At 72.5% G+C, this 22,788-nt stretch carries 26 protein-coding genes; 13 read left to right on the top strand and 13 right to left on the bottom strand.

Translation table 11 applies throughout. The features are described 5' to 3' along the window. Positions 1–101: 101 nt before the first annotated feature. The 5 genes from NJ376_RS29040 to hpnK all read right to left on the bottom strand — a co-directional run bounded on the left by NJ376_RS29040 (position 102) and on the right by hpnK (position 5,257). Positions 102–641, bottom strand: coding sequence for a cold-shock protein (locus NJ376_RS29040; RefSeq protein ID WP_370288580.1), 540 nt, complete (start codon positions 639–641; stop codon positions 102–104). A 697-nt stretch (positions 642–1,338) separates the two neighbouring features. Continuing rightward, positions 1,339–2,301, bottom strand: coding sequence for a Bug family tripartite tricarboxylate transporter substrate binding protein (locus tag NJ376_RS23750; protein ID WP_252955770.1), 963 nt, complete (start codon positions 2,299–2,301; stop codon positions 1,339–1,341). 166 nt (positions 2,302–2,467) lie between these two features. After that, positions 2,468–3,442 carry a tripartite tricarboxylate transporter substrate-binding protein gene (locus NJ376_RS23745; protein ID WP_252955769.1) on the bottom strand — a complete coding sequence of 325 codons (975 nt, stop codon included), beginning with the start codon at positions 3,440–3,442 and terminating at the stop codon, positions 2,468–2,470. A gap of 28 nt (positions 3,443–3,470) precedes the next feature. Beyond that, entirely contained in the window at positions 3,471–4,442 is a 972-nt protein-coding gene (locus tag NJ376_RS23740) for a lysylphosphatidylglycerol synthase domain-containing protein (protein WP_252955768.1), read from the bottom strand. Continuing rightward, positions 4,439–5,257 (bottom strand): hopanoid biosynthesis-associated protein HpnK, encoded by an 819-nt coding sequence (gene hpnK / locus NJ376_RS23735; protein ID WP_252955767.1) that lies wholly within the window; start codon positions 5,255–5,257, stop codon positions 4,439–4,441. Before hpnK ends, NJ376_RS23740 begins: the two co-directional genes overlap by 4 nt. Before the next feature lie 75 nt (positions 5,258–5,332). On the opposite strand from hpnK, the gene NJ376_RS23730 reads away from it, so the two are divergent. Together NJ376_RS23730 and NJ376_RS23725 are read left to right on the top strand one after the other, a co-directional pair. Next, a complete protein-coding gene (locus NJ376_RS23730; RefSeq protein ID WP_252955766.1) occupies positions 5,333–5,581 on the top strand; it encodes a type II toxin-antitoxin system Phd/YefM family antitoxin in 249 nt (82 codons plus the stop codon). Between the two features lies 1 nt (position 5,582). Next, positions 5,583–5,999, top strand: coding sequence for a PIN domain-containing protein (locus NJ376_RS23725; protein WP_252955765.1), 417 nt, complete (start codon positions 5,583–5,585; stop codon positions 5,997–5,999). 104 nt (positions 6,000–6,103) lie between these two features. On the opposite strand, the gene hpnJ is transcribed toward NJ376_RS23725, so the two are convergent. Further along, complete coding sequence (hpnJ, locus tag NJ376_RS23720; RefSeq protein WP_252955764.1) at positions 6,104–7,549, bottom strand: hopanoid biosynthesis associated radical SAM protein HpnJ; 1,446 nt, start codon at positions 7,547–7,549, stop codon at positions 6,104–6,106. Then, a complete protein-coding gene (hpnI, locus tag NJ376_RS23715) occupies positions 7,546–8,670 on the bottom strand; it encodes a bacteriohopanetetrol glucosamine biosynthesis glycosyltransferase HpnI (protein ID WP_252955763.1) in 1,125 nt (374 codons plus the stop codon). Before hpnI ends, hpnJ begins: the two co-directional genes overlap by 4 nt. 76 nt (positions 8,671–8,746) lie before the next feature. Here hpnI and NJ376_RS23710 point away from each other — a divergent pair, with 76 nt between their 5' ends. After that, positions 8,747–9,466 (top strand): MlaA family lipoprotein, encoded by a 720-nt coding sequence (locus NJ376_RS23710; protein WP_252955762.1) that lies wholly within the window; start codon positions 8,747–8,749, stop codon positions 9,464–9,466. A gap of 4 nt (positions 9,467–9,470) precedes the next feature. Here NJ376_RS23710 and NJ376_RS23705 read toward each other — a convergent pair whose 3' ends face one another. Both NJ376_RS23705 and NJ376_RS23700 read right to left on the bottom strand, forming a co-directional pair. Beyond that, positions 9,471–9,611 (bottom strand): hypothetical protein, encoded by a 141-nt coding sequence (locus NJ376_RS23705; protein WP_252955761.1) that lies wholly within the window; start codon positions 9,609–9,611, stop codon positions 9,471–9,473. A 397-nt stretch (positions 9,612–10,008) separates the two neighbouring features. Beyond that, entirely contained in the window at positions 10,009–10,995 is a 987-nt protein-coding gene (locus NJ376_RS23700) for a threonine/serine dehydratase (protein WP_252955760.1), read from the bottom strand. Between the two features lie 140 nt (positions 10,996–11,135). Here NJ376_RS23700 and NJ376_RS23695 point away from each other — a divergent pair, with 140 nt between their 5' ends. The 5 genes from NJ376_RS23695 to ptsP are packed head-to-tail and all read left to right on the top strand — an operon-like array spanning position 11,136 to position 15,159. Beyond that, complete coding sequence (locus NJ376_RS23695; protein ID WP_252955759.1) at positions 11,136–11,591, top strand: HPr kinase/phosphorylase; 456 nt, start codon at positions 11,136–11,138, stop codon at positions 11,589–11,591. After that, positions 11,588–12,544 (top strand): RNase adapter RapZ, encoded by a 957-nt coding sequence (rapZ, locus tag NJ376_RS23690; RefSeq protein WP_252955758.1) that lies wholly within the window; start codon positions 11,588–11,590, stop codon positions 12,542–12,544. The genes NJ376_RS23695 and rapZ overlap by 4 nt, the downstream gene beginning before the upstream one ends. Then, a complete protein-coding gene (locus NJ376_RS23685) occupies positions 12,541–12,978 on the top strand; it encodes a PTS sugar transporter subunit IIA (protein ID WP_252955757.1) in 438 nt (145 codons plus the stop codon). The genes rapZ and NJ376_RS23685 overlap by 4 nt, the downstream gene beginning before the upstream one ends. After that, on the top strand, positions 12,978–13,328 hold the full coding sequence (locus NJ376_RS29035) for an HPr family phosphocarrier protein (protein ID WP_305880018.1): 351 nt from the start codon (positions 12,978–12,980) through the stop codon (positions 13,326–13,328). The genes NJ376_RS23685 and NJ376_RS29035 overlap by 1 nt, the downstream gene beginning before the upstream one ends. Next, the gene (gene ptsP / locus NJ376_RS23675; RefSeq protein ID WP_252955756.1) at positions 13,318–15,159 is read left to right on the top strand and encodes a phosphoenolpyruvate--protein phosphotransferase; all 1,842 of its coding nucleotides are present in this window, start codon (positions 13,318–13,320) and stop codon (positions 15,157–15,159) included. Before NJ376_RS29035 ends, ptsP begins: the two co-directional genes overlap by 11 nt. Positions 15,160–15,295: 136 nt before the next feature. Here ptsP and NJ376_RS23670 read toward each other — a convergent pair whose 3' ends face one another. Then, entirely contained in the window at positions 15,296–15,898 is a 603-nt protein-coding gene (locus NJ376_RS23670; RefSeq protein ID WP_252955755.1) for a PEP-CTERM sorting domain-containing protein, read from the bottom strand. Positions 15,899–16,395: 497 nt separating this feature from the next. On the opposite strand from NJ376_RS23670, the gene NJ376_RS23665 reads away from it, so the two are divergent. From NJ376_RS23665 to NJ376_RS23655, 3 genes are all read left to right on the top strand, one after another. Then, positions 16,396–17,214 (top strand): hypothetical protein, encoded by an 819-nt coding sequence (locus NJ376_RS23665; RefSeq protein WP_252955754.1) that lies wholly within the window; start codon positions 16,396–16,398, stop codon positions 17,212–17,214. Then, positions 17,214–17,894 (top strand): Fe2+-dependent dioxygenase, encoded by a 681-nt coding sequence (locus tag NJ376_RS23660; RefSeq protein WP_252955753.1) that lies wholly within the window; start codon positions 17,214–17,216, stop codon positions 17,892–17,894. Before NJ376_RS23665 ends, NJ376_RS23660 begins: the two co-directional genes overlap by 1 nt. A 199-nt stretch (positions 17,895–18,093) precedes the next feature. Beyond that, a complete protein-coding gene (locus NJ376_RS23655) occupies positions 18,094–19,065 on the top strand; it encodes a Bug family tripartite tricarboxylate transporter substrate binding protein (protein WP_252955752.1) in 972 nt (323 codons plus the stop codon). Positions 19,066–19,276: 211 nt separating this feature from the next. Here NJ376_RS23655 and NJ376_RS23650 read toward each other — a convergent pair whose 3' ends face one another. From NJ376_RS23650 to purM, 3 genes are all read right to left on the bottom strand, one after another. Beyond that, entirely contained in the window at positions 19,277–19,435 is a 159-nt protein-coding gene (locus tag NJ376_RS23650; RefSeq protein ID WP_252955751.1) for a preprotein translocase subunit SecE, read from the bottom strand. 10 nt (positions 19,436–19,445) lie between these two features. After that, entirely contained in the window at positions 19,446–20,084 is a 639-nt protein-coding gene (purN, locus tag NJ376_RS23645) for a phosphoribosylglycinamide formyltransferase (RefSeq protein ID WP_252955783.1), read from the bottom strand. Positions 20,085–20,185: 101 nt separating this feature from the next. After that, positions 20,186–21,244, bottom strand: a complete 1,059-nt coding sequence (gene purM / locus NJ376_RS23640) for a phosphoribosylformylglycinamidine cyclo-ligase (protein WP_252955750.1) — start codon at positions 21,242–21,244, stop codon at positions 20,186–20,188. Positions 21,245–21,401: 157 nt separating this feature from the next. Here purM and NJ376_RS23635 point away from each other — a divergent pair, with 157 nt between their 5' ends. Further along, complete coding sequence (locus NJ376_RS23635) at positions 21,402–22,121, top strand: hypothetical protein (protein WP_252955749.1); 720 nt, start codon at positions 21,402–21,404, stop codon at positions 22,119–22,121. Further along, entirely contained in the window at positions 22,111–22,683 is a 573-nt protein-coding gene (locus tag NJ376_RS23630) for a CDP-alcohol phosphatidyltransferase family protein (protein ID WP_252955748.1), read from the top strand. The genes NJ376_RS23635 and NJ376_RS23630 overlap by 11 nt, the downstream gene beginning before the upstream one ends. Positions 22,684–22,788: the final 105 nt, after the last annotated feature.

The following is a 22,788-nucleotide window of genomic DNA, read 5'->3' as shown; positions in this document are numbered from 1 at the left end:
TCCGGACCATGCCGCCTTGCCGCGGAAGGCCGGGCCGCATGCGGTTCAGGTCGCGGTCCCGGGAAACCCCATGGCGCCGGGGCGCCATGGGGAAGCATGGATCAGGCCTTGGTCAGGGAGGAGGCCTCAGGGCCTTTCTTGCCCTGGACCACCTGCATCACCACCGCCTGGCCTTCGCCGAGCGGGGGCAGGCCGCTGCGCTCCAGCGCCGTGGCGTGGACAAAGACGTCCCGCCCGCCGCCTTCCGGGGAGACGAAGCCGAAGCCCTTCTCCGCGCTGTACCACTTCACGGTGCCGCGCACCTCCTCGGCTGGGCCGGAGGGCACGAAGCCGCGCCCGCCGCCGCCGCCGCCGCCGAAGCCGCCGGCCCGCGGGCCGGCGCCGAAGCCGCCGGAGCGCGGCGGAGGCGCCTCGCCCTCGGCGATCTCCAGCACCTCGGTCACCTGCTGGCCCTTCTGGCCGGGGCCGACGCGGACCCGCAGATTGGCGCCGGGGGCGACCGCATCGGCGCCGGCGCGCTGCACCACGGAGACGTGCAGGAAGGCGTCGCCCGAGCCGTCACCGAGCTCGACGAAGCCGAATCCCTTCTCCGGGTTGAACCATTTCACCACCGCCTTCACCTCCGGACCGGAAGCGAACACGGAGGACTGCCTCATCGGTGGAGGACCACCCGGCATCGGCGGCGGGGGGGCCCAGCCGCCGAAATCCGGCCCGTCGTCATCGAAGCCGCGCTTGCGGGACTTGCGGGGGCGCCAGCTCTCGTTTTTGGCCATATCTAGAACTCTTCGGTCTCCTGCGGCGCATCCCGGGGGTGGAGGACGCCGATCCTTCCAAACCCCTCTTGGAGAACAGGTCGCGACAAATGGCAAGCGTCTTGGAGGGGCGCCGTGCAAATATCACGAAGCCGACCTCAGGATTGCTGAAGACCGGCGGAAAATCGGGGCAGCCCGCCTAACCCGGAGGCGATGCCTGCCCAGGTTTAGTGCCTTTGCCGGGAAGTGCAACCCAGACGGCATGCCATCCCCTCCGCCATCCGCCCGCCGGTTGCCATGCCGGGCCCCGCTGCCGGCGGTGCGAGGCCTCCGGCGACCGGCGACTCCGGGACCGCTGCGGCCTCGAGACGAGACCGCGGCGCCTGTCGCCCCCTGCCGCTGCCCATGGCCTTCCGCCGCCAAGCCGTGGAAGGCCCATGAGACCCTGGAATGCCGTGGTACGCCGCATTGCTTAGTCTGGGCTTAGAGCAGATCGCCGTAGGGCGGCATCGCCCGAAGGCGTGAATCTGCTCTGCGAACAACGGCGTAGAGCGTTTTCGGTGAACGCATGTGAACCGAAAACGCTCTAGTCTGGCGTCGCCCCGGTGGCGCGGACGATCGGGGCGAATTGCGCGATGCGCTGCGGGATCTCGGCCCCGAGTTGTTCGGGGCTGCTGGGGAAGGTTTCCATGCCGCGCCTGGCGAATTCCGCCACCACCTCTGGCTGCGTCAGCACCTGACGCAGGGCGGCCTGCAGCTTCGCCAGCACGGCCGGCGGCGTGCCGCGCGGCGCCAGCCAGGAATCCCAGTTCGGCACCTCGAAGCCGGGCAGCCCCGCCTCCGCCATGGTCGGCACCTGGGGCAGCAGGGTGGTGCGGGTCGCCGTGGCCACCGCCAGCGCCTTCACCCGCCTGGATTCGATCATCGGCAGCACGGTCGGCGCGGTGGAGAAGCTGAAATCCAACTTGCCAGCCAGCACGTCATTCGCCAGCGGCCCACCGCCCCGGTAGGGCACCGGCACCGTCCGCACCCCCGCCATCCGGTCGAACAGCGCCTGCGCCAGGTGGCCCATGCTGCCGACGCCGGAATTCCCCGCGCTCAGCGTCTCCGGCGCCGCCTTCGCCGCAGCGATCAGCGCCTTGAGGTCGCCCCAGGGCCGGTCTATGGGCGTGACAAGGACATAGAAGACCGAGAGCAGGTGGGAGATCGGGACGAAATCCGCCACCGGGTTCCAGGTCAGGCTGCGATAGAGCGTCGGGTTCACCGCCAGGATGCCGATATTGCCCTGGAACAGGGTGTAGCCGTCCGGCGCCGCCCGCGCCGCCATCTCCGCCGCCACATTGCCGCCTGCGCCGCCGCGATTCTCGATGAGCAGGGATTGGCCGAGCAGGGCGGAAAGCCGCGGCGCGACGATCCGCGCGGCGATGTCGGAGGAGCCGCCCGGGGCGAAGGGGATGATCACCCGGATGGAGCGGCTGGGCCAGGCCTCCTCCGCGCTTGCGGCGGTGGCCGGGAAGGGCAGGGCAAGCAGAGCGCGGCGAGACGGCATCGGGGCCTCCTTTGCGCCACAGGCAGCAACGGCCATGCCGCGCGGCCGGGCGTTCCGCCATGCCGCCCTTGCCGGCCCGGCGCCTCCTGCCGGCGGCAGTCGATCCTGGCCGGGTGGCGCGCGGCCCCTGGCGACGCGGCATGGGCCACCGCCGCTGCCGCCGGTATCAGCCCTGCCCGATCCGGGCCGCCGCCACCACCTCCCGCCACTTCGCCACTTCCGCCGTCATGAAGCGCGTGGCCTCCTCCGGCGTGCTCGGCAGCGGCTCGATGCCCTGGGCGGCCAGCTTGCGCTGCGCCTCGGCATCGGCCAGGGCCGCGCCCAGCGCCGCGTTCAGCCGCGCGGTGATGGCGGGCGGCAGGCCGCGCGGGGCGACCAGCGCGTACCAGTTCAGCACCGAGTAGCCGGGCAGGCCGGTCTCCGCCATGGTCGGCACCTGCGGCACCAGGGCGGAGCGCTGGGCGGAGGGGACGGCCAGGGCGCGGAGGCGGCCGGTTTCCACATGCTCCAGCGTGGTCGCGGCGGTGGCGAAGGCGAAATCCACCTTGCCGGAGATGATATCCGTGATGAGCTGCCCGCCGCCGCGATAGGGCACGTGGATGCATTCCGTCCCCGCCACCTGGTCCAGCAGCGCCCCGGCCAGGTGCCCGGCCGAGCCGACGCCGGAGGAGCCATAGGCCAGGGTGCCGGGCCGCGCCTTCGCCGCCGCCACCAGTTCCTCCACCTTGCGCCAGGGCCGGTCCGCCGGCGCCACCAGTAGATTCGTCACCTGCACGGACAGGCCGATATGGGTGAAGTCCCGCACCGGATCGACGGCGAGGTTCCGCTGAATGAGGGGGTTCACGGCGAGGTTGCCGATCGTGCCCATCTGCAGCGTGTGTCCGTCCGGCGGGGATTGCGCCAGGATCTCGTTGGCCAGGTTGCCGGAGCCGCCGGGGCGGTTGTCGGCGACGATGCTCTGGCCGAGCTCGGCGGCCATGCGGGGGAGGAGGATGCGCGTCGCGGTATCCGCGCCGCCGGCGGCGACGGCGGGGACGATGATGCGCAAGGGGCGGGTGGGAAAGAGCGCAGCCAGCCCCTCGGCGCGGGCGAGGCTGGGGGCGGCCAGGGCGGCCAGCAGCACGGTGCGGCGTGCGGGCATGGGTTTCCTCCGGTTGTTCGCCGGAAGGCTAGGCCGGGACCGCCTCCCGCGCCATCCGCCGCTCCGCCCAGACCCAGGCGAGCAGCCCCGGCAGGAACACCACCAGGTCGCGCAGCCGCCGTGCGATGGCCAGCGCCGCGGAGGCCTCCGCCGGCAAGCCCAGCAGCAGCCCGAGGCCGAGGAATCCCGCCTCCTGCAGCCCGAGCGCGCCGGGGACGAGGAAGGCGGCGGAGGAGACGGCCTGGATCAGCGCCTCGATCGCCAGCGCCTCCGCGACCGAAACGGGGAAGCCGAGGAAGTACAGCGCCAGCCAGATCTCCAGCGCCCCCGCCGCCCAGCCGGCAAGCTGCCACAGGAAGCAGCCGAGAATGGCGCCGCGCACCCGCCACAGCCGCCGTGTCATCCGGTCGATCCGGGCCGAATGCGCCTCCAGCGCCGGGAAGCGGCCGGCGGCGATGCCGTTCAGCAGCCGGGCGAGGCGGGAGAGGATGTCTGCCCGCTGCGCCAGGATGAAGCCACCGGCCAGCGCCACCCCCGCCAGCGCGCCGAGCGCGATGCCGCCCCAGCCGATCCCCGCCCCCGCCCAGGCCAGCAGCGCCAAGCCGAGCAGCGCAAAGAGCAACTGGCTGAGGATGGAGATGGCCATGTCCACCATCAGGCTGGCCGCCGCCGGCGCCACCGCCACGCCTTCCCCGCGCAGCAGGCGGTAGCTGGCGATCTCGCCGCCGATTCGGGCCACGGGCAGCAGCCCGTTCACCGATTCGCGGATCCAGACATTCGCCGTCATCGCCAGCACGGAGGGCCGCCGGGCGCGCGGCAGCAGCAGCCGCCAGGCATGGCCGTTCAGCGCCATGGAGGGGATATGGGCGAGCGCCGCCAGCACCAGCCCGAAGCCGGCGGCCGCAAGCAGCCCGCCGATCTCGGAGAGGTCCTGCTGCGCCAGCAGCGCCAGCGCGGCGGCAAGGCCCGCCACTGCCAGCACGGGGCCAAGGCGATTCATGCGCCCAGCATCTCCCGGTAGCCGCCGCGCGGCAGGCCGGCGCAGGCGGCGCGCACGCAGGGATCCAGCAGGGCCGCCAGCTCCTCGGCATAGGCGTAGCCCGGCGCGGCGCCGGGGAAGCCGCCCGCGGTCGCGGGGTGCAGGTAGATCTCCGTCACGCCGCCGGGCAAGCGGGGCAGCACGGAGGCCAGCCGCGCCGCGGTGAAGGCGCCCGACCAGGCGAGGCCCACCACCCGGTCCGGCGCCTGCAGCCCATGGCGGCGCGCCAGAAAGCGCAGCCAGCGCGTCATCGGCCACAGCCCGCGCGGTGCGCCGGGGACCAGGGCGGGCGGCTCCCAGGGGATGCGGAGGGTGGGAATGCCGCGCGCGGCGGCGAGGCGAAGGGCAATGGCGGCGATCACCGGATGCAGATGGTAGTGCTTATGCGCATTGATATGGTCGCAGGCGAGGCCGGTGGCGGCGAAGGCATCGAGCTGCGCCCTGATCTCGGCAGCAAGCTGCGCCCGCGCGGCGCGGGAGGTGGCGAGGGTGAGCCCGAGCCCCGCCATGTCGTCGCGGAAGCGGCCATTCGCCTGGACCAGGGCGGGGATGCGTTCCGGCGGCAGGGTCGGCGTGCCATCCGTTAGCGTCAGGTGCAGCCCGACCGCGAGGCGCGGGTTGCGCCGCGCCAGCTCCACCCCCTCGGCGGCGGCGGGCTCGCCTACCATCAGGCTGGCGGCGGTCAGCACGCCCTCCCGGTGCGCCTGCTCGATGGCGGCGTTCACCTGGGGGGAAAGGCCGAGATCATCGGCATTGAGGATGAGGCGAGGCGTCACGCCCGGGGTCTGCCCCGAAGGCCGGGCAGACGCAATGCGCTTGTGACCAGTAGTGAAAATACCCAGATTCGCCCCATGACCGAGACGATCCCCGCCACCGAGGCCAACCGCCACTTCTCCCGTCTGCTGCGGGAGGTGGAGCAGGGGAAGAGCTTCACCATCACCTCCCACGGCCAGCCCGTGGCCCGCATCGTGCCGGCGACGGCGGAGGCCGAGAGGCGGCGAAGGGTGCGGGAAGAACTGATGGCGCGGCTGCGTGCCCAACCCGCCATGGAGCCCGGTATCGGCCCCTGGACGCGCGACGAGCTCTACGAGCGCGACTGAGGTGCGGGTCGCGCTTGATACCAACATCCTGGTCTATGCCGAAGGCGTGGATGGTTCGGCGCGGCAGGTGGCGACGCTCGACCTGATCGACAGGCTCGATGCCGATGGCATTACCCTGCCTGTCCAGGTCCTTGGCGAGTTATGCAATGTCCTGGTGCGCAAGGCTCGCCGCAGCCCGGCCGAAGCGCGGGACCGGATCGCCGCCTGGCAGGAGAGCTATACGGTCGTGCCCACGACGGGAGCAGTGCTGGAGGCAGCGATGGAGCTGGTTCAGCAGCGCCACTTGGCGATATGGGATGCCGTCATCCTGGCCGCCGCCGCCGAGGCGGGATGCGAGGTGCTGCTGACCGAGGACATGCATCACGGCTTCGCCTGGAGAGGCATGGTGCTGCGCAACCCCTGTGCCACGAATCGCTGACAGCCGCCCGACAACTCCGCCGCGACCCGCGGTCCCTGCAGTCGAGCGCCCGGCCTGTCCTGTGGCCCCATGACGCGGCGCGAGCAGCGCCATGGGGATGAGGCTCACGCCGCCTTCTGCGCCGCGCTCGCCTTCGCCCGCTCGCGCAGGAAGCCGAAGAACTCCACGCCTTCCCGCAGCCGCCGCACCAGCATCTGGCGGTCGCGCACCATCTCGCCGCAGATCGCGGCGATCTTCGGGGCGCGGAAGTAGAAGCGGCGGTAGAAGGTCTCGACGCTGTCGAAGATCTCGCTGTGGCTGAGATGCGGATAGGCCAGCGGCGCGATCTGCACGCCATGCGCATCCACGTATTCGGTGTTCGCCGTATCCAGCCAGCCCTCGCGCGCCGCCTGATCGAACAGGAAGGTGCCGGGGTAGGGCGCCGCCAGGCTCACCTGCAGGGTGTGCGGGTTGGTCTCGATGGCGAAGCGGATCGTCTCCTCGATCGTCTCCTTCGTCTCGCCCGGCAGGCCGAGGATGAAGGTGCCGTGGATGGCGATGCCGAGCTCCCGGCAATCCTTGCTGAACTTCTTGGCGACGTCGATCCGCATGCCCTTCTTGATGTTGTGCAGGATCTGCTGGTTGCCGCTCTCATAGCCGACGAGCAGCAGGCGCAGCCCGCCATCCTTCAGCACCTTCAGCGTCTCGCGCGGCACATTGGCCTTGGCGTTGCAGGACCAGGTGACGCCGAGCTTGCCCATCTCGCGCGCGATCGCTTCGGCGCGCGGCAGGTTGTCGGTGAAGGTGTCGTCGTCGAAGAAGATCTCCTTCAGCCCGGGAAAATTGTCCCGGATGTAGCGGATCTCCTCGATGACGTTCTCCACCGACCGCGTCCGGTAGCGGTGCCCGCCCACGGTCTGCGGCCAGAGGCAGAAAGTGCAGCGGCTCTTGCAGCCGCGGCCGGTGTAGATCGAGACATAGGGGTGCTTCAAGTAGCCGATGAAGTACTTCTCGTAGCTCAGGTCGCGCCGGTAGATCGGGCTGACGAAGGGCAGGCTGTCCATGTCCTCGAGGATCGGGCGATCCGCGTTGTGGACGATCACCCCCTCGGCGTTCCGGTAGCTGAGGCCCTTGATCGAGGCCCAGGGCACCTCATCCGCCACGTCCTTGATGGTGAAGTCGAACTCGTTCCGCGCGACGAAATCGACCACCGGCGCGTCGCGCAGGCTCTCCTCCGCCTGCACCGCCACCTTGGCGCCGATGAGCCCGACCCTGAGGTTCGGGTTCTCCGCCTTCAGGGCCTCGGCCACCTTCACATCGGAGGCGAAGGAGGGCGTCGAGGTGTGCAGCACCGCCAGATCGTGCTGCTTCGCCATCGGCAGCACATCCGCCAGCGTCTGCTTGTGCGGCGGGGCGTCCACCAGCTTGCTGTTCGGCACCAGCGCGGCCGGCTGGGCCAGCCAGGTGGGGAACCAGAAGCTCTTGATCTCCCGCTTCGCCTGGTAGCGGGAGCCGGCGCCGCCATCGAAGCCGTCGAAGGAAGGGGCCTGCAGGAACAGGGTGCGCATCATGCCTCGATCATCCCGCCATCGCGGTCCATCCGATAGCGCCGGCCCTGCCACACCACCGTGCCGCGGGCCAGCCCAAGCCCCCATATAGCGAAGGAGAGCGCGTCGCGCAGGGGCAGAAGCATGAGCCGCCCCGGCCGCACCCCCCGGCCCAGCGCATGGTCCACCGCCAAGGCCTGGCCCAGCCGCCCGGCCAGCGCCGCCGCCAGGGCCCACCCTCCGCCCGGCAGCAGGGCGGCCGCCACCGCCCCCCAGACCAGCGGATAGGTCACCACCATCCCGGCATAGCCGCCCAGGTTGAGCAGCCGGAGCGTTCGCAGCCAGCGCAATTCATGCCGGGCCAGGGCCAGCAGGCTCGGCTCCGCCTGGACATGGCCGGGGATGACCGGCGCCACCACCACGCGCAGCCCCAGCCGCCGTACCGCCACCCCAAGGGCATGGTCGTCTGCCAGCAGCCCGGCCAGCGACTCGAAGCCGCCCAGCGCCGCCAGCGTCTCGGCGCGCAGCGCCATGGTGGCGCCGTAGCAGCCCTGGGCCTGGCCCAGCGCCTCCCCCAGCGCGGCGTTGGGCAGGAACTGCCAGTCGATCCAGAGCGCGCCGAGCCGGGACCAGAGGCGGTCATCCGCCGCCTCCCCCCGATAGAGGCAGGTGACGAGCCCCACCCCCTTCTCCGCCAGGGGCGCGGTGACGGCGGTCAGCCAATGCGGCGGCACCGCCATGTCGGCATCCGCCACCACCAGCACGGGGTGCCGCGCCGCCCCGGCCAGGTGGATGAGCTGGGAAACCTTGCGGTTCGGCCCCAGCACCGCCCCGCCGGCCAGCAGCCGGGCCGTGGGCGCGCCGGCGAAGGCGGCCTCCGCCACCGGCACCGCGGAATCGGCCGGGCTGTTCACCCCCGCCACCACCTCGAAGGGCGCGGCGTGGCTCTGGGCCAGGGTGGCGGCCAGGTTGCCGGCCAGCGCCGGGTCGGCGCCATGCAGCGGCTTCAGGATGCTGGCGGGCAGGGCAGGGGACGCGGCCGGGGGCGTCGCCGCCAGGCGCCGGACGGCCCTTGCCGCCAGCGCCGCCCAGGCGAGTCCCGCCACCGTCAGCCCCAGCGCCAGCCATCCCAGCGCCTCAGTCATGGAGGGGGCGCCTTTGAAGGGATCGCCGGCGGGGGCCGGACCGGTCTAGGGTGCCGCCCCCAACCAGGGGATCCCGATGCGCCGACTTGCCGCACTCAGCCTGTCCGTCCTGCTGGCCGCCTGCGCCACCCAGGGTCCCGTGACCGATCCCACCGACCCGCTGGAGGCCAGCAACCGCCAGGTATTCGATGTGAACATGGCGCTCGACCGGAACATCTTCCGCCCGGTGGCGGTCTTCTACCGCAACACCTTCGGCGACTGGACCCGCGCCCGCATCCACAACGCCCTGCAGAACGTGAACGAGCCGGTGGTCGCGGTGAACGCGCTGCTGCAGGGGCAGCCCGACATGGCGGCGCAGAGCCTGCTGCGCTTCGTCATCAACTCGATCGGCGGGCTGGGCGGGATGTTCGACCTGGAGAGCATCGGCGGGCCGCCGCGTATTATCCGGGATTTCGGCCAGACCCTTTATGTCTGGGGCGTGCCGGACGGGCCCTTTCTGATGGTGCCGGTGCTCGGCCCCTCCAACCCGCGGGAGCTGGCGGGGGTGATCAGCGATGGCTTCCTCAACCCGATCACCTGGGTGATCCCGGTGGAGGCGAGCCTCGGCCAAGGCGTGGTCAGCGGCATCGACATGCGCGAGCGGAACATCGAGACGCTGGACGAGATCGAGGCGACCTCCCTCGACCTCTATGCCCGGCTGCGCAGCCTCTGGCGGCAGCACCGGGACGCCGAGCTGGGCCGCAGCACCACCGAGGCGCCCGCCGTGCTGGAGGACCCGGACGCGCCGTCCCGCTGAGCCTTCAGGCCGGGCCCCGCATGTAGCGGCGCTCCGGCCGGTAGGTGAGCCAGTGGTGCAGGCGGCGAAGGAGAAGCTGGAACATGGGCGGCCCGTCCCGGGCTGGCGTTGCGGTGCCGCCACCCTGCCCGGCGCGCCTTGACATTTTCTTAGCGTCCTGGCCGCTGGGCGAGACACCATTCCACGGGACGGCATGGGACCGGATGCTTCATCGCCCTGCCCGGTGCGCGGGCCTGCCGGTCCCATTTGCGGGCCCGGGGCGAAGGGGACGCCTTTCCCCCGGCGAGGGGTGGCGGCCCCCGAGACCGCTATCGCCGCGTGGCGCCCGGCTGTCGCGTGGCGCCGCCCATGTAGCGACGCTCGGGCCGGTAGTGCAGCCAGTGGCGAAGGCGTTGCAGGACACGACGCAGGCTCACGGGAGTCCTCATCCGATTGCAGGACGGCCGGACACTGGCCGCCACTGCTGATCTGGCGCTGGATTGAGTCCTTCGCATGGCATGAAGGCGGCGCCGAGAGGACCTTGCGGGACCGCAATTTCAAGTTCATGTGACGCTGCCCGGCTCGGTATTCCCGCCGCAGAGCAGCACCCCGATGCGCGCCCCCGGCGCTGCCCGGAAGGCGCCGCAGAGCAGGGCGGCCAGCGCCGTCGCCCCGCCCGGCTCCGCTACCAGCCGCAGCCGGTCCCAGAGCAGGTGCTGGGCGGCGCGGATGGCCTCGTCCGGCACCAGCACCGCCTGCGCCACGTGGTCCCGCGCCAGGGGGAACATCAGCCCGCCGACTTGGCGGGCGCCGAGGCTGTCCGCCGCCACCCCGCCGACCGGGGCGGGCACCGGCCGACCGGCCTGTAGCGCGGCATGCAGGGTGGGGCAGCCCTCGGGCTCCACAGCGATGAGCTGGGCGCCGCCCTCGGCATACCAGCCGGCCATGCCGCCGATCAGCCCGCCGCCGCCGACTGCGACCAGGATGTGTTGCAGCTCCGGTGCCTCGGCCTCGAATTCCAGCGCCACCGTGCCCTGGCCGGCCAGCACCTCCGGCTGGTCATAGGCGTGGATCAGGCGGGCACCGGTCTCGGCCGCGCGGGCCTCGCTGGCCTGCCGCGCCTCGTCATAGCTGGCGCCGCCCACCACCAGCCGGGCGCCGTAGCTTTCGATCCGCGCCCGCTTGGCTGCGCCGGTGATCTTCGGGACGAAGATCTCGGCCGGGACGCCGAGCGCCCGGGCGGCATAGGCCACCGCCGCGCCATGGTTGCCGCCGGAGGCGGCGATGATTCCGGCCGGGGGCAGAGGCGCGGCCAGCATGGCGTTGCAGGCGCCGCGCGCCTTGAAGCTGCCGCTGACCTGAAGCAGCTCCAACTTAAGCGCCAGCGGGCCGGAGGCCAGCCCCAGCTCCGCCCCGTCCAGCCGCAGCACGGGGGTGCGGCGGGTGAAGGGGGCGATGCGGGCGGCGGCGGCGCGGATGGCGGCCCGGTCCGGGCTCCGGCTGCCCGGGTTCTGGCGGTCGGGGTTTTGGCGGTCGGGGCTCTGGCTCATGGCGCCCGGCCTCGCACGAAGCCGCGCGCCGGGCAACCGGCGGGGCGGTGGCCGGGTTGTCCTGCCGCGGCTGCTCTTGGACTCCCGCCGCATTTCTGCCATGGTCCGCCACCTGTTCGCTGGCGGACCGGAAGCCTCCCATGCCCGTTCAGCTTCACGGCAGTGCCGTCGCCCGGGATGGGGACGCGGTCCTGCTTCTGGGCCCCCCGGGGGCCGGGAAATCCGATCTCGTGCTGCGCATGATGGAGACAGGATGGCGGCTGGTGGCCGATGACCAAGTGGCCCTCCGGGCCGAGGGCGGCGCCTTGCGCGCCGCCGCGCCCGCCGCCCTGGCGGGGCTGCTGGAGGTGCGCGGCCTCGGCCTGATCGGCCCGCTGCCGGTGGCGCGGCCGGACCCGGCGCTGCGCCTCGCCGTCCACCTGGTGCCGCGGGAGGCGGTGCCGCGCCTGCCGGAGCCCGAGAGCTGGGCGGCCGAGGGGGTGAGCCTGCCCGCCATCCGGATGCATGCCTTCGACGCCGCCGCCCCCGCCCGCCTCGCCATGGCGCTGGAACTGGCCTGCGGCCGCCTCGGCAGCGCCGCCGGGGCCTTCGCATGAGCGACCGGGCGCAGCCGCGGCCGGTGGTGCTGGTCACCGGCCTCGCCGGCGCCGGCCGCGCCTCGGCGCTGCGGGCGCTCGAGGATCTCGGCTTCGAGACGGTGGACAACCCGCCGCTGGAACTGCTGGAGGAGCTGGTGGGGGATGGCGAGGTGCCGCTCGCCGCCGGCATCGACACGCGGACCCGTGGCTTCTCCCCCGCCCTGGCCCTCGCCACCCTGGCCCGGCTGCGGCAGCGGCGGGATATCGGCGTCACCCTGCTCTTCGTGACCGCCGAGGAGCAGGTGCTGCTGCGCCGCTATTCCGAGACAAGGCGGCGCCACCCGCTCGCGCCCGGCGGCTCGCTCGGCAGCCGGGTCGCCGACGGGATCGCGCGGGAGACGGCGCTGCTGGCCCCGCTGCGGGAGGCGGCGGATCTGGTGATCGACACCTCCGACATGGCGCTCCCCGTCTTCCGGCAGATGATCGAGCGCCGCTTTCGGCCGGAGGGTGCGCCGGGGCTCGCCATCCAGGTGATCTCCTTCGCCTTCCCGAAGGGGCTGCCGCGGGAGGCCGATCTGGTCTTCGACCTGCGCTTCCTGCGCAACCCGCATTACGTGCCGGAGCTGAAGCCGCTGACCGGGCGGGACGCGCCGGTCGCCCGCTATGTCGAGGAGGACCCGGACTACCCCGGCTTCTGGTCCCGCCTGACCGGCCTGCTCGACCCCCTCTTGCCGCGCTACGTCGCCGAGGGCAAGAAGTACCTGACGGTGGCGCTCGGCTGCACCGGGGGCCGCCACCGTTCGGTCCTTGTGGCGGAACGCCTGGCTGACCATCTACGGAACCTCGGCTGGCGTGCGGATGTGACGCATCGGGAACTCGGCCTGAACGGCACGGCGGCGGCCTCGGCCCCGCCCGCACCGTTCCTCGCCACCAGCCATGAGGGTCGGGAGGCCCTTTCGCGCACCCCATGATCGGATTGGTTCTGGTCACCCATGGCCGTCTGGCCGATGAATTGCGGCTCGCCATGGAACATGTCGTGGGACCGCAGCGGGCGGTGGCAACCGTCTGCATCGGCCCCGATGACGACATGGAAGACCGCAGGCGGGACATCCGCGAGAGCATCAGGTCGGTGGACCAGGGCGACGGCGTCGTCATCCTGACGGACATCATGGGCGGCACGCCCTGCAACCTGGCGGTCTCGCTGGCCGACCGGAAGCAGGTGGAGGTGATCGCCGGCGTCAACCTGCCGCTGCTGGTGAAGCTGGCGAAGATCCGCTCCAGCGAGCCGCTGGCCGAAGCGGTTGATCACGCCGCCGCGGCGGGGCGGAAATACATCGCTGCGGCCGGCGACATCGCCAACGGCGCCGCCAGACCGAATGGCGCGGCCAAGGGAGGAGCGAGCTGATGCGCAACGACATCGTCTCCGAGGTTGTGCCGCCGGCCACCCTCCCCGACAGCGACACCGGCTGCGGCTGCGGCGACGGGATCGTCCTTCGCCAGGACCTCGTCATCCGCAACAGCCGCGGCCTGCACGCCCGCGCCGCCGCCAAGCTGGTGACGCTGGCGGAGCGCTACTCCGCCTGCCTGCATGTGGTGAAGGACGGCCAGAAGGTGCCGGCCTGCTCCATCATGGGGCTGATGATGCTGGGGGCCGGCGCGGGCAGCCATATCACCATCGAGGCGGAAGGCTGGGACGCCAAGGAAGCGCTCGAGGCAGTCGCCGGCCTGGTCGAGGCCGGCTTCCATGAAGACTGACAAGGCCGATACGAAGTCCATCGCCGAGACGCCGCGGAAGGCCACCGGGCGCAAGCCGCGCGAGATCGTCATCCGCGGCATCCCCGTCGCCCCGGGCATCGCCATCGGCCCGGTCTACGACACCTCGGAAGAGCCCGCCGAGGCGCCGCGGCGGCGCATCGCGGAGGGGCAGGTGGAGGCGGAGAAGCAGCGCCTCGCCGAGGCCGTCACCCTTTCCCGCAAGCAGATCGGCAAGCTGAAGTCGCGCCTCTCCGTCCTGCCCGAGGAGGCGCAGGAGGAGCTGGAGCCGCTGCTCGACGCCTATGTGATGATGCTGGGCAATTCCCGGCTGCTGCGCGGCGCCCGCAAGCGGATCGAGGCGGAGCTGCTGGCGGCGGAGACCGCGGTGCAGGACGAGGCGGAGGCGATCGCCACCATCATCCTCGCCCAGAAGGACGATGACCGGGCCGGGCTGAACCGCCGCGCCGGGGAGGTGCGGGAGATCGCCCGCCGCCTGACCCGCAACCTGACCGCGACCCCCTTCCGCAGCCTGAAGGAGGTGCCGGAGGGCGCCATCCTGGTGGCGGAGGAGCTGACCCCCGCCGATGCCGCGCTGCTGGACCCGGCGCGCATCGCCGGGGTGGCGACGGAGGAGGGCGGCGCCGACGGCCATACCGCCATCATGCTGCGGGCGCTCGGCATCCCCTCCGTCCTCGGCGCCTCCGGCCTGACCGAGAGCGCGGTGCGCGGCGACCAGGCGGTGCTCGATGGCAGCACCGGCTTCGTCGTGCTGCGGCCGGGCGAGAAGGCGCTGGAGAAGGCGAAGGACTCGCTCGCCGCCTTCGCCAGGGAACGCACCAAGCTGGCCAAGCTGCGCCGCCTGCCGGCGGTGACGACGGATGGCGAGCATGTGGAGCTGCAGGCCAATCTCGAGATCCCGGCGGAGCTGCCGCTGATCGCCCAGGCCGGGGCCCAGGGCATCGGGTTGCTGCGCACCGAATTCCTCTTCATGAACCGCGAGGATCTGCCGGACGAGGAGGCGCAGCTCGCCGCCTATACCCAGATCGTGGAGGCGATGGCGGGCGACCCGGTGACGATCCGGGTGCTGGATTGGGGCGGGGAGAAGGACATGGAGGCGCAGGCCTCCGGCATCGCGCCCACCCATGCCGGGCCGAACCCGGCGCTGGGGCTGCGCGGGCTGCGCCTGCTGCTGAAGCGGCCGGAGCTGCTGGAGGCGCAATTCGCCGCCATCCTGCGCGTCGCCGAGCGCGGCCCGGTGCGCATCCTGCTGCCGCTGGTGACCAACCCGGCCGAGGTGCGCGAGGCGCGCGAGATCTATGAGCGGGTGGCGCGGCGGCTGCGGCGCAAGGGCGTCGGCGTGCCGGAGAAGCTGCCCGATCTCGGCGCCATGATCGAGACGCCGGGGGCGGCGCTGGCGGCCGATGCCATCGCGCTGGAGGCGGACTTCTTCGCGATCGGCACCAATGATCTCGCCATGTACACCCTGGCGGTGGACCGGGCGGAGAGCGAGGTGGCGCATCTGTACGACCCGCTGCACCCGGCCGTGCTGCGGCTGATGCAATTCGCCACGGAGGCCGCGCTGCGGCTGCGCATGCCGGTCAGCGTCTGCGGCGAGATGGGCGGCAACCCCAGGCTGGTGCCGTTGCTGCTGGGGCTCGGGATCCGCTGCCTTTCCATGAATGCCAGCGCCATCCCGCGGGTGAAGCAGGCGATCCGCTCGCTCGACATCTCCGATTGCGCGCGCTTCGCGCGCCGGGTGATGGAGCAATCCGACCCGGAGCGGATCCAGGAGCTGGTGATGAGCCAGGGCCAGGTGCTGGAGAAGAGCTGAAGCGAAAGCGGGCGCGGCCGGCAATTCCGCCGGGGATGCCCGACCTGGCCCGGCTGTGCCGGTGGTGGTCACGCAAGCCGTGCAGGGATCGGCTGCGTGACCTGCCGGCTTGTCCCCCGCAGCGGCGGCGGGAGGTTCAGGTCCCCCTGCGCCGCCGCGTGACGCCCAGCCCGAGGAGCGCGGAGCCGAGGAGCGCCAGACCCGCAGGCTCGGGCACTGCCGTGCTCGCCGCGTCGCGCCGCGCGATCGTCATGTGCGAGACGTCCTTGGATTGGTTGGGGTTGAGGTCGGAGAAGGCGGCGCCGGTGAAGGGCGTGCTCCAGCTGCCGCTCGAGAACAGCTCATTCAGCAGGAAGGCGATGAGGTTGGTGCCGGCGCCGTCCTTGAACACGATGATGTAGTCGTAGAGCGCAAAGTTCACATTGGCGATCGACCAAGTGCCGCTCTGGCCGGTGCTGGCGCTGCCCCCCATCTGGGTCTGCCCGTTGCTTGCCCAGTCGCTGAATCCGAAGAAGCCGGCGGTGTTGATGTTGGCGATGTTGGCAACATTGCTGTTGTCAGCCGGGGTGACGTACTGGCAGGCACTGGCGGCGGTCAGGGCGCCGGTGGCGTCTTCGACCTTTCCCGTGGGCGATGTGGTGAACGCTGCCGGGCAACTGACCAAGGCGGCCCGGGCCGGGGCCGCGGCCAGGCTCGCGATGACGCCGATGGCCGCGGCCAGAGTTGCCCCCCGCAGCATGGAACCTGCTCCACGCATGATCTGTATCCTTTGTTGTTCAGCGCCAAATTTCTAATCCGCAGCCATGCGCCTCGTGAAACGAAAACAGGATCATTATTGAGCAAGATTGGGTGAGCGATCTCCCGGCCGGGAACGATGCCGGGGGCAGCGCCGCGCCCCTGAAGCCAATGGGCGAGCCCGGACGCGCCTCGGCCGCTGTGGTGGTCTGGCCCATGGCGTGCAGCGGGTGCTGCCTGTCCGCGGCACGCGCCGGGAAGGTCGGAGCGCGCCGAGGCGGCGCCCGCATGCCTCGCCGCCTGCGGCATCCTCGGCTAGAGCAGCCTCCGCGCTCATGGATCGCGTCGTGATCCGTGAGCGCGGAGATAAGCTGCTCTTGGTCCTATGTTTTCTGAAGCAAGAGATCCGGTCGGGTGATTCCACCCGGTCGGATATTGCTCTAGCTTCCGCCCCCAGCGCAGCCGCCGCCAGCGCCCCACCGCACCGCAAAGAGTGCCCTCATGCCGGATGATGATTCCACGCTGCCCGTGAAGGTCACCCGCCGCACCAAGCTGTGGCTCGGCCTTGGTGGCTTCGCCCTGCTCGGCCCCGCCGGCGCCCTCGCGCAGCCCGCGCCCGCCGCTGCCCCGCTCACCCAGGGTGGTGAAGGCGGCGAGGGCGGCGAAGGCGGCGTCGATGCCGACCGCGCCGCGACCGATCCCGTCGCCTTCATCCTCGCCCTGGATGTCGTCGCGGCACATTACCTGGCCGGCCGCCGCGCCTATGAGGCCGGGCGCCACACCGCCGCAGCCGAGATGTTCGCCCACCCCATCGCCGAGATCTATGCCGAGCTGGAGGGCGTCTTCCAGGATCGCGGCGTGCCGCCCTTCCAGGAGAAGATGCAGGAGGCCTCGACCCTCGCCCTGGACCGCGCCCCGCGCGGCCGGGTCTCCGCCGCGGTGGACCAGGTGCTGGCCGCGCTGAAGGAAGCGGAGGCCAAGGCCCCCGGCGCCGGCCCCAGCCTGCCCGTCCGCGCCCGGGTGGTGGGGGAGATGCTGGACCGCGCCGCCCTGCAGCACAGCTATGCCCTGCGCAGCCGGGAGCTGGAACCCTATCTGGACGGGCTCGGCCTCTACCTCGCCGCGGAGGCGCGGGCCAAGGCCGTGGCCCCGGCGCTGGAGGCGGCGGGCCACCGGACCCAGGCCCAGGCGATGCGGGAGACGGTCCGCGCCCTGGCCCCGGCCTATCCCGGCATGAACCGGCCGGCCAAGCCGATCGCGGCCGGGCCGCTCTCCGCCCAGGCGGCGCGGCTGAAGCTGGCCCTCTCCGACCTGCCCTGATGATCCTGCCGATCGCCGGGCTGCTGGATGCGGCGACGCTGGAGCGGCTGCGCGTCCTGCTGGCCGGGGCGCGCTTCGGCGATGGGCGGCGCACCGCCGGCTGGGCGGCGCGCGGGGCGAAGCAGAACGAGCAGGCCGCGCCCGCCGACCCGGCGGTGCGGGAGGCGGCGGGGATCGTCAGCGCCGCCCTGCTGGGGCATGAGCTGTTCCGTGCCGCCGCCCTGCCGCGCCGGCTGCGCCCGGTGATGTTCGCCCGCTATGCCGGGGCCGGCGCCTATGGCAGCCATATGGACGATGCGCTGATGGGGCTTGCCGATCCCGCCGGCCCGCTGCGCACCGATCTCTCCGTCACCGTCTTCCTCTCCGCGCCCGAGGCCTATGAGGGCGGGGAGCTGGTGATCGAGGGCGTGGGCGGGGAGGCGGAGTACAAGCTGCCTTCCGGTTGTGCCCTGGTCTATCCCGCCGCCACCCTGCACCGCGTGGCGCCGGTGACTGCGGGTGAGCGGCTGGTGGCGGTGACCTGGGCGCAGAGTCTGGTGCGCGAGGATGCGGCGCGGGAGCTGCTGTTCGACCTGGACCGCGCCCGCCGCGCCGTCTTCGCGCGGGAGGGGGATGGCGAGACCTTCCGCCTGCTGGCGAAGACCCATGGCAATTTGCTGCGGCGCTGGGCGGAGACCTGACTTCCCCGGGGAGTCGCCCCTTGGGCGGGGCCTCGCACGACTCGCCGCGGCCATGCCATTGGCGGCACCGGGTGGCGCCGGGCCTGCAGCGCGGCCGCTGCCGCCCCTGGTCGGGCGGCCGCCCTTGCCTGGGCGTTGCCGCCTTGCAATAAGCCGGAGCCTGAGGAATACGCCGGTCCCCCAACGTCAAGGAGACCGCATGCCCCGCATCACCCGCCGAGCCCTGTTCGGCACGGCCGCCGGCCTCGTCCTGGCCACCCCCGCCCTCGCCGCCTTCCCGGATCGCCCTCTCCGCATCATTTCGGGCTATGCCCCCGGCGGGCTGAACGACATCGTCAGCCGGGCCATGGCCCAGGCGCTGACGCCGATCCTCGGCCAGAACGTGGTGGTGGAGAACCGGGCGGGAGCGGCGGGCGCCGTCGGCGCCACGGCGGCGGCGCGCGCGACGCCGGATGGACATACGCTGTGGATGGGGATCGTCGATACCCAGGCCATCATCCCCACCGCCTATCGCAACGTGCAGTACGATCCGGACAAGGATTTCGCCCCGATCAGCCTGGTGGCGCATTTCCCCTTCGGCATCGTGGTCGGGCCCTCCCAGCCCGGCATCAAGGATTTCGACCAGCTGATCGCAGCGGCCAAGGCGGCGCCGGGCAAATTCAGCTTCGCCTCCTGGGGCATCGCCAGCACCTCCCACCTTGCGATGGAGCGGGTGCTGCGGGCCAAGGGGGTGGAGATGCTGCACGTGCCCTTCACCAGCCAGGCGCCGGGAATGCAGGCCATCATGGCCAGCCAGGTGGATTGCATGGCGCTGCCGGCCGGCGGGGCGGAGACCATGATCCGTGACGGCCGGACCCGCTGCCTCGCCGTCATCGCGCCCGAGCAGCTGGAGCTGATCCCGGGCGTGCCGACGGTGCGGGAGAAGGGGATCGATCTCGCCTCCGGCCTGTGGAAGGCGATCTACGCCCCGGCGAAGACGCCGCCGGAGATCCTGGCGAAGATCAATGCCGCGGTGCGCCAGGCGATGCAGGCGCCGTCCTTCATCGAGGTGGTCCGGCAGCAGGGCGCGAAGCCGCAGCCCTCGACGCCGCAGGAACTGGCCGAGCTGGGCCGCACCGAACGTGCCGCCTGGGGCGAGGTGGTGAAGGCGACCGGTGCCTATGTGACCTGAACCGGCGAAGCCGCGCCAGCGGCTGCGAAGCCTGCCGCGGCCTTGCCGTGGCAGGCGGTGTCGGCCCTGGGCTTCATGCTGCCACGCGAAGCTGGCCGGTGTCGGTCAGAAGCGGCGCGCCGGCATGTCCTTCAGCCCGGCGCGCAGCCGCCACGCCAACCCGCCGCGCGATGCCGGCCGGCGCCCCGTGGCGCCGGCGGCGTCGCGGGGATTACGCCACGAAGAGCAGCAGGGCGAGCAGCACCAGCACCGTGATGCCGATGCCCCAGGTGATGAACTGGGTGAAGCCTTCCCAGCCCTGCTCCCGCTCGGCCAGGATGTCCTTCGAATCCACCGCCGCGAATTCATAGTGCTGCTGATGCTCGGCCACGGCTCGTTCCTCACGCAATCCCTGGGGCCGGTGTAGGAAGTGCCGGCCCCGGGGGCAAGGGGTTGGGCAAGGGGTTGGGCAAGGGGTTCAGCAGCGCCGCCGCCGCCTCGGGCAGGGCGGCGACCCCGCCGGCCGCCATCGCCAGGGCCAGCGGGTAGAGGCGGTGCTCCTGCGCGAGCACCCGGGCCGCCAGCGCCGCCTCGTCATCCCCCGGCAGCACCGGCACCGCCGCCTGGGCGAGGATCGGGCCCTCATCCATCGCCTCCGTCACCCAATGCACGGTGCAGCCATGCAGCTTCACCCCGGCGGCCAGCGCCCGGGCATGGGTGCCGAGCCCCGGGAAGGCGGGCAGCAGGCTGGGGTGGATGTTCAGCATCCGCCCGGCCCAGCGGGTGACGAACCAGGGCGTCAGCAGCCGCATATAGCCGGCGAGGCAGATCAGCCCGATGCCATGCGCCTCCAGCACCTGCTGCACCGCGGCCTCATGGGCCTCCCGGTCGCGGCCGAAGGGGCGGCTTGCCACCACCGCGGTCGGGATGCCGGCCGCCGCCGCCCGCTCCAGGCCCGGGGCGTCGGCGCGGTTGGACAGCACCAGGGCGATCTCGGCCGGGTAGGCGGGGTCCCGTGCGGCCTCCAGCAGCGCCAGCATGTTGGAGCCACGGCCGGAGATCAGGATGGCGGTGCGCCGCCGGCCCGCTCCGCCGGCCGGGGCGCCGGAGGGGATGGCAGGCGGAACCGGAGCACTCTGGGTCACGCCGGCCAGCTCTCCGTCAGCCCCTCGATCCGCACCTCGGTCGCGCCCGCGGCAGCCTCCAGCGTGCCGATGCGGCAGACGCTCTCCCCCGCCGCGGCCAGCAGAGCCGTGGCCGCCTCGGCCTCCCCGGCCGCCACCACGGCGACCATGCCGATGCCGCAATTGAAGACGCGCAGCATCTCCGCCGCCGCCACCTTCCCGGTGCGGGCCAGCCAGGCGAAGACCGGCGGCACCGGCCAGGACCCGGCCTGGACCACGGCGGTGACGCCCTTCGGCAGCACCCGCGGCAGGTTCCCCGGCAGCCCACCGCCGGTGATGTGGGCCGCCGCCTTCAGCTTGCCCGCCCGGTGCAGGGCCAGGAGCGGCTTCACATAGATGCGGGTCGGCGCCAGCAGCGCCTCCCCCAGCGTCTGGCCGGCGGCGAAGGGGGCAGGGGCGTCCAGCCCCAGATTGCCCGCCTGCATCACCCGCCGCACCAGGGAGAAGCCGTTGGAATGCACGCCGGAGCTGGCGAGGCCGAGCAGCACGTCCCCCGGCCCCACATCGCCGCGCGGCAGCAGCCCGTCGCGCTCCGCCGCGCCCACCGAGAAGCCGGCCAAGTCGTAATCCTCGGCGGCGTACATGCCGGGCATCTCCGCCGTCTCGCCGCCCACCAGGGCGCAACCGGCCTGGCGGCAGCCCTCGGCGATGCCGGCGATGACGTCCCGCGCCTGCTCCAGCCGCAGCTTCCCGGTGGCGAAATAGTCGAGGAAGAAGAGCGGCTCCGCCCCCTGCACCACCAGATCGTTCACGCACATTGCCACCAGGTCGATGCCGACGGTCGCGTGCCGGCCGGCATCGATCGCCACCCGCAGCTTGGTGCCGACGCCATCGGTGGAGCTGACCAGGACGGGGTCCCGGAACCCCGCCGCCTTCAGGTCGAACAGCGCGCCGAAGCCGCCGAGCCCGCCCATGCTGCCGGTACGGGAGGTGGCCTTGGCGAGCGGCTTGATCGCCTCCACCAGCGCATCGCCGGCCTCGATATCGACGCCGGCTTCACGATAGGTCAGGCCCATGGGGGAGGAGCTGGGGGGGGAACTGGTCAGAGCGGCCTCCGATCGGGTAAGGGGTCCTGTCCCGGGAGCTTCTAGCGCAGCGCGCGGCCGCCGTCTTGGCGGGAAGGGCCCCGGCAAGCGCGGGGGTGGTGTGATGGCGCTGAGGATCGGGGGGGCCGTGATCCTGGCGCTCTGCCTGGGGGCGGGGGCGGCACGGGCGCAGACGGAGCCGGCGCAGGCGCAACCGGGTGCCGCGCAGGCCATCCCTGCCCAGGCCCTTTCTGGGCAGCCGGCGGCGGCGCCGGCCGGCGACTCGGCCAATGGCGGCCTGACCCAGCGCGGCGTGCCCGCCGAGGCCACGGCCGAGAACGGCGTGCTGGCGAGGGAAAGGGCGCTCGCCTCCGGCCGCCGCATCGCCTGGGAACGCTACCTGGCGGAACTCGGCCAGTCCGGCCCCAGCCTCTCCGACCAGCAGATCGAGAACCTGGTCAGCTCCATCGTCATCGAGCAGGAGCGCACCGCCCCCACCCGCTACACCGGCCGGATCACGGTGAATTTCAATGCCTCCCGGGTGCAGCGCACCCTGGGCGGCGGGGGCGGGGCACCGCCCATCGCGGGCGCGGCCGGGCAGGCGGCATCCGGCCCGGCCTCCACCTGGGTCGAGGCGGTGGCGGTCTACGCCTCCCTCGGCGAATGGGTGGAGCTGCAGCGCCGGCTGAAGGCGGCGCCGCCCGTCGCCAGCGTCAGCCTGCAGGCGATCGCGGTGGATGCGGCGCGGCTCCGCCTCGGCCTGCGCCTGCCGCCGGAGGAGGCCGCCGCCCAGCTCGCCCCGCTCGGCCTCACCCTGGCCCCCGCGACCGGCGCCGCCGCCTGGCGCCTCCTCCTCGGTGGGGGATGATCCCGCCCGGGGCAGCAAGGCGCTGGTCACGCTGCCCAACATCATCACCGTCGCGCGGCTCTGTGCCGTGCCGGCGACGATCTGGCTGATCCTGCAGCACCGGCTGGACATCGCCTTCGGCCTGTTCATCGGCGCCGGCATCTCGGACGCCATCGATGGCTGGCTGGCCCGGGCGCTGAACGCCCGCTCCGCCCTCGGCGCGCTGCTGGACCCGGTGGCGGACAAGGCGCTGCTCGTCTCGGTCTACGTGACGCTGGCCGCCATCGGGGTGCTGCCGGACTGGCTGGCCATCCTGGTGGTGTTCCGGGACCTCATCATCGTCGGCGGGGTGATCGTGCTCTGGCTGCTCGGCCAGGAGGTGGCGATCCGGCCGCTGTTCGTCTCGAAGCTCAACACCGCCATGCAGATCGGGCTGGCGGCCCTGGCCCTGCTGCTGGCAGGCTTCGGGCTGCAGGCGCCCGGCCTGCTCACCGCCCTGGTCTGGATCGTGGCTGTCACCACCCTCGCTTCCGGCACGCGCTATGTCGCCGCGGCGCTGCGCCGCGGCATGCCGGGCGCATGAGCCGGCCGCATCGGAGGCACCCGTGGTGAGCCTCCCGCCGCCCGAGCGTCCGCGCCCCGCCCCGCCCGGCACCCTGGCGGCCAGGCCGGCCAGCCCCGCACCGCC

The sequence above is a fragment of the Siccirubricoccus soli genome (genome assembly GCF_024178315.1).
GTDB lineage: Bacteria > Pseudomonadota > Alphaproteobacteria > Acetobacterales > Acetobacteraceae > Siccirubricoccus > Siccirubricoccus soli.
Note: the sequence above shows the minus strand (reverse complement) of the source record. Positions and strands in the feature narration are given on the sequence as shown.

Bases quoted from the DNA above. Each gene is read 5' to 3' on its own strand.
- NJ376_RS23750 (WP_252955770.1), bottom strand. From the start codon at position 2,301: ATGCCGTCTCGCCGCGCTCTGCTTGCCCTGCCCTTCCCGGCCACCGCC.
- NJ376_RS23745 (WP_252955769.1), bottom strand. From the start codon at position 3,442: ATGCCCGCACGCCGCACCGTGCTGCTGGCCGCCCTGGCCGCCCCCAGC.
- NJ376_RS23740 (WP_252955768.1), bottom strand. From the start codon at position 4,442: ATGAATCGCCTTGGCCCCGTGCTGGCAGTGGCGGGCCTTGCCGCCGCG.
- NJ376_RS23730 (WP_252955766.1), top strand. From the start codon at position 5,333: ATGACCGAGACGATCCCCGCCACCGAGGCCAACCGCCACTTCTCCCGT.
- hpnJ (WP_252955764.1), bottom strand. From the start codon at position 7,549: ATGATGCGCACCCTGTTCCTGCAGGCCCCTTCCTTCGACGGCTTCGAT.
- hpnI (WP_252955763.1), bottom strand. From the start codon at position 8,670: ATGACTGAGGCGCTGGGATGGCTGGCGCTGGGGCTGACGGTGGCGGGA.
- NJ376_RS23710 (WP_252955762.1), top strand. From the start codon at position 8,747: ATGCGCCGACTTGCCGCACTCAGCCTGTCCGTCCTGCTGGCCGCCTGC.
- NJ376_RS23705 (WP_252955761.1), bottom strand. From the start codon at position 9,611: ATGTCAAGGCGCGCCGGGCAGGGTGGCGGCACCGCAACGCCAGCCCGG.
- NJ376_RS23700 (WP_252955760.1), bottom strand. From the start codon at position 10,995: ATGAGCCAGAGCCCCGACCGCCAAAACCCCGACCGCCAGAACCCGGGC.
- NJ376_RS23695 (WP_252955759.1), top strand. From the start codon at position 11,136: ATGCCCGTTCAGCTTCACGGCAGTGCCGTCGCCCGGGATGGGGACGCG.
- rapZ (WP_252955758.1), top strand. From the start codon at position 11,588: ATGAGCGACCGGGCGCAGCCGCGGCCGGTGGTGCTGGTCACCGGCCTC.
- NJ376_RS23685 (WP_252955757.1), top strand. From the start codon at position 12,541: ATGATCGGATTGGTTCTGGTCACCCATGGCCGTCTGGCCGATGAATTG.
- NJ376_RS29035 (WP_305880018.1), top strand. From the start codon at position 12,978: ATGCGCAACGACATCGTCTCCGAGGTTGTGCCGCCGGCCACCCTCCCC.
- ptsP (WP_252955756.1), top strand. From the start codon at position 13,318: ATGAAGACTGACAAGGCCGATACGAAGTCCATCGCCGAGACGCCGCGG.
- NJ376_RS23670 (WP_252955755.1), bottom strand. From the start codon at position 15,898: ATGCTGCGGGGGGCAACTCTGGCCGCGGCCATCGGCGTCATCGCGAGC.
- NJ376_RS23665 (WP_252955754.1), top strand. From the start codon at position 16,396: ATGCCGGATGATGATTCCACGCTGCCCGTGAAGGTCACCCGCCGCACC.
- NJ376_RS23660 (WP_252955753.1), top strand. From the start codon at position 17,214: ATGATCCTGCCGATCGCCGGGCTGCTGGATGCGGCGACGCTGGAGCGG.
- NJ376_RS23655 (WP_252955752.1), top strand. From the start codon at position 18,094: ATGCCCCGCATCACCCGCCGAGCCCTGTTCGGCACGGCCGCCGGCCTC.
- purN (WP_252955783.1), bottom strand. From the start codon at position 20,084: ATGCTGGCGCTGCTGGAGGCCGCACGGGACCCCGCCTACCCGGCCGAG.
- purM (WP_252955750.1), bottom strand. From the start codon at position 21,244: ATGGGCCTGACCTATCGTGAAGCCGGCGTCGATATCGAGGCCGGCGAT.